The organism is Microbacterium umsixpiens, from assembly GCF_053543675.1.
The window spans coordinates 29,003-32,253 of record NZ_JBLVOH010000075.1; the positions used below are offsets into that span (position 1 = coordinate 29,003).

The 3,251-nt window shown below is 70.3% G+C and carries 5 protein-coding genes; all 5 read right to left on the bottom strand.

Annotation, left to right across the window (positions count from 1 at the left end; translation table 11 throughout):
• Nucleotides 1-348, bottom strand: a 348-nt coding sequence (locus ACNPM4_RS07835) for a Fe-S protein (RefSeq protein WP_448985315.1), incomplete at its 3' end; no start/stop codon positions are given.
• A gap of 71 nt (nt 349-419) precedes the next feature.
• Nucleotides 420-893, bottom strand: coding sequence for a 6,7-dimethyl-8-ribityllumazine synthase (gene ribH, locus ACNPM4_RS07840; protein WP_262000587.1), 474 nt, complete (start codon nt 891-893; stop codon nt 420-422).
• Nucleotides 890-2,158, bottom strand: coding sequence for a GTP cyclohydrolase II (gene ribA / locus ACNPM4_RS07845; RefSeq protein WP_105709523.1), 1,269 nt, complete (start codon nt 2,156-2,158; stop codon nt 890-892). Before ribA ends, ribH begins: the two co-directional genes overlap by 4 nt.
• Nucleotides 2,155-2,784, bottom strand: a complete 630-nt coding sequence (locus tag ACNPM4_RS07850; RefSeq protein ID WP_029263005.1) for a riboflavin synthase — start codon at nt 2,782-2,784, stop codon at nt 2,155-2,157. The genes ribA and ACNPM4_RS07850 overlap by 4 nt, the downstream gene beginning before the upstream one ends.
• Nucleotides 2,784-3,251, bottom strand: a 468-nt coding sequence (locus tag ACNPM4_RS07855; RefSeq protein WP_448985316.1) for a RibD family protein, incomplete at its 5' end; no start/stop codon positions are given. The genes ACNPM4_RS07850 and ACNPM4_RS07855, both read right to left, overlap by 1 nt.

Genomic DNA, 3,251 nt, shown 5'->3' on the forward strand with positions numbered 1-3,251 from the left:
CCAGATCGCGGCGATGGCGGCGTTGGCAGCGGTGAGGATGCCGACGAGCCAGAACACCGCCGGCGGGATGGCTGCTCCGCGGCGCTGACGGCCCAGGCCGATTCCGAGCAGCGCACCGATGACGAGCAGGATCACGAGCTTGACGCCGATCTTGACGTAGTTGAGCTCATACGAGATTCCCCAGGGGGCGGCGAGGGCGAGCCCGGCGACCGCGGCGATCGCCATACCGATGTTCATCAGACGCGTGAACTCGCGCTTGCCGCCGAACGCCTGAACCGCCCACGCTCCGAAGAGCACGGCGAAGCCGATGAGGTGGACGAACAGCACGATGTGGCGCAGAGTCTCCATGCCCTCACCGTAGGAGGTGCGGGGCGGTCTGCGCTAGCAAGGCCAGGCTGACCTGCGCGGTGGGGCCCGCCTCAGCCGCGCAGTTCCCGGACGACGAGGGCGGTGCGCAGTGCCGCGTCCGCCGCCTCGGCGCCCTTGTCCTCCTTGGAGCCTTCCAGGCCCGCGCGGTCGAGCCCCTGCTGCTCGTCGTCGAGGGTCAGCACGCCGAACCCGACCGGCTTGCCGGCGTCGAGCGCGACGCGGGTGAGGCCGTCGGTGGTCGCCGCCGACACGTACTCGAAGTGCGGAGTGCCGCCGCGGATGATGACGCCGAGTGCGACGACTGCGTCGGCGCCGCCGGCGAAGGCGGCCTGCGCGGCCAGGGCGAGCTCGAACGAGCCGGGCACCCGCACGAGGCGGTGTGTGGCCTGGGCCTCGTTCAGCACGCGTTCCGCGCCGGCGATCAGGCCGTTCGAGATCGTCTCATGCCAGGTGCCGGCGACGATCACGACGTTCAGACCGCGTCCATCGATGTCGCCCGTCTCGGGTGCTCCTGCGCCGCTCATTTCTCGTCCTTCCCGTGGGCGAGCGCCTCTGCGAGTTCCGCTTCGCCGATGATGTGACCCATCCGGTCACGCTTGGTCTCCAGGTACTGGTGGTTGTTCGGTCCGACGCCCACGATCAGGGGGACCTGTTCGATGACGTCGAGTCCCAGTTCGCGCAGCTGCTCCACCTTGTCGGTGTTGTTCGTCAGCAGCCGCACCTTCGATACGCCGAGATCGGCGAGGATGCCCGCTGCTGCGGCATAGTCGCGCGCGTCGGCGGGCAGGCCGAGGGCGAGGTTCGCGTCGACCGTGTCGAGGCCCTCCTCCTGCAGGCTGTATGCCCGCAGCTTGTTGATGAGGCCGATGCCGCGTCCCTCGTGACCGCGCATGTAGATGACGACGCCGCCCTGCTTCTCGATCGCATCGAGCGCCGAATCCAGCTGCGGGCCGCACTCGCACTTCAGCGAGCCGAATGCCTCGCCGGTCAGGCACTCCGAGTGCACGCGGACGAGAGCCGTCTCGCCGAGTTCTCCTGAGACGACGGCGATGTGGTCGGTCCCAGTGACGCGGTCCTTGTAGGCGAGGAACCGGAAGGTCCCGTGGGTCGTCGGCACCGTGGCGTCGGCACGCAGGCTCACTCGGCGCCCGCGATGCGCCGAGGGCGTGGCGCCTTCGGGGTCGATCTCGTTGAGGTGCGCGATGAGCTGCTCGATCGTGATGACCGGCACACCGTCGCGAGCACCCAGTTCGATCAGGCCGGGCAGGCGCATCATGCTGCCGTCTTCCGCGACCACCTCGGCGATCGCGCCGACCGGACGCAGGCCCGCGAGTTTCATCAGCTCGACGGCGGCTTCGGTGTGACCACTGCGCTCGCGCACGCCACCGTCGACGGCGCGCAGCGGCAGGACATGGCCCGGACGGATGATGCTCGTCGCCGTCGAACCCGGGTTCGCCAGCACGTTCAGCGTGTGCGCGCGGTCGTGGGCGCTGATGCCGGTGGTCACGCCCTCGGCCGCGTCCACACTCACGGTGTACGCCGTCGAGCGAGCGTCTTCGCTGGCGGCCACCATCGGCGGCAGGTTCAGGTGGTCGGCGAGGTCGGTCGGCATCGGGGCGCAGATGAAGCCGGACGACCAGCGCACCGTCCAGGCCACCCACTCGGGCGTGGCGAGCTCGGCCGACAGGATCACGTCGCCTTCGTTCTCGCGGTTCTCGTCGTCGGCGACGAGCACGGGGCGCCCGGCGCGCAGCGCCTCCAGGGCCTCGGCGATCGTGGAAAGGCTCATCGCGAGCCTCCTTCCGGTGCGGCGCGGAACGCGAGCAGGCGCTCGACGTGGCGGGCGAGGATGTCGGTCTCGAGGTTCACGCGGTCTCCTACGGCACGGCTGCCGAGGGTCGTCGCGGCGAGGGTCTCCGGGATGAGCGAGACCTCGAACCAGGGGGAGGGGTCGGCGGGCTCGCTGACGGCGCTCACGGTCAGTGATGTTCCGTCGACGGAGATGGATCCCTTGTCGACCACGAGCGGGGCGAGGTCGGACGGCAGGCTGATGCGCAGGACGCTCCACTGGGCACCGGGTCGCACCTCGAGCACGTCGCCGACTCCGTCGACATGACCCTGCACGATGTGTCCGCCCAGTCGTGCACCGACCGGCATGGCCTTCTCGATGTTGACGCGGGTGCCGACCGTCGCCGATCCGATCGCGGCGACGTCGAGCGTCTGCTTCATCACGTCGGTGTCGAAGGTGTCGGCAGTCGAGCCGACGACCGTGAGGCACACGCCCGAGACGGCGATGGACTCGCCGTGCACGGCATCCGCTGCGGCGCGCGGGGCCCGCACGGTCAGGCGCCAGCCGTCTCCCGCGGGCGCGATCGCGGTGATCTCGCCCATCTCCTCGATGATTCCGGTGAACATCAGGCGGCTCCTTCGTTCTGAGGGTCTGTCGGTGCTGCGGGGCGTGCGACGGCGAGCAGGTCGCGTCCGAGCGGGACCCACTCGTCGATCGTGAGGCGGCGCGCATGGTCGATCGACGCCACGCCGATGTCGCCGAGAGCGAGCTTGTCGCCGCCGAGCAGCACCGGCGCGATGTACGCGAGTACCCGGTCGGCCAGGCCCGCCTCGATGAAGGCGCTGGCCAGGGTCGGCCCGCCCTCGACGAAGACGCTCTGGATGCCGCGCGCGTGCAGATCGGCGGTCACCGTGCGCAGATCACGGGTGTCGTAGAAGAGCGGGGAGTGCGGATGCCGGTGCACGGCGGCGTCCGTCGGCGTCGGGCGCGAACCGATGACGACCGGGACGGGCTGGTGCGGCAGCAGATCGTCGCCGTCGCGGGCGGTGAGCGCCGGGTCGTCGGCGAGCACGGTGCCGGTGCCCACGATGAT

Bases quoted from the DNA above. Each gene is read 5' to 3' on its own strand.
- ribA (WP_105709523.1), bottom strand. From the start codon at position 2,158: ATGAGCCTTTCCACGATCGCCGAGGCCCTGGAGGCGCTGCGCGCCGGG.
- ACNPM4_RS07850 (WP_029263005.1), bottom strand. From the start codon at position 2,784: ATGTTCACCGGAATCATCGAGGAGATGGGCGAGATCACCGCGATCGCG.
- ribH (WP_262000587.1), bottom strand. From the start codon at position 893: ATGAGCGGCGCAGGAGCACCCGAGACGGGCGACATCGATGGACGCGGT.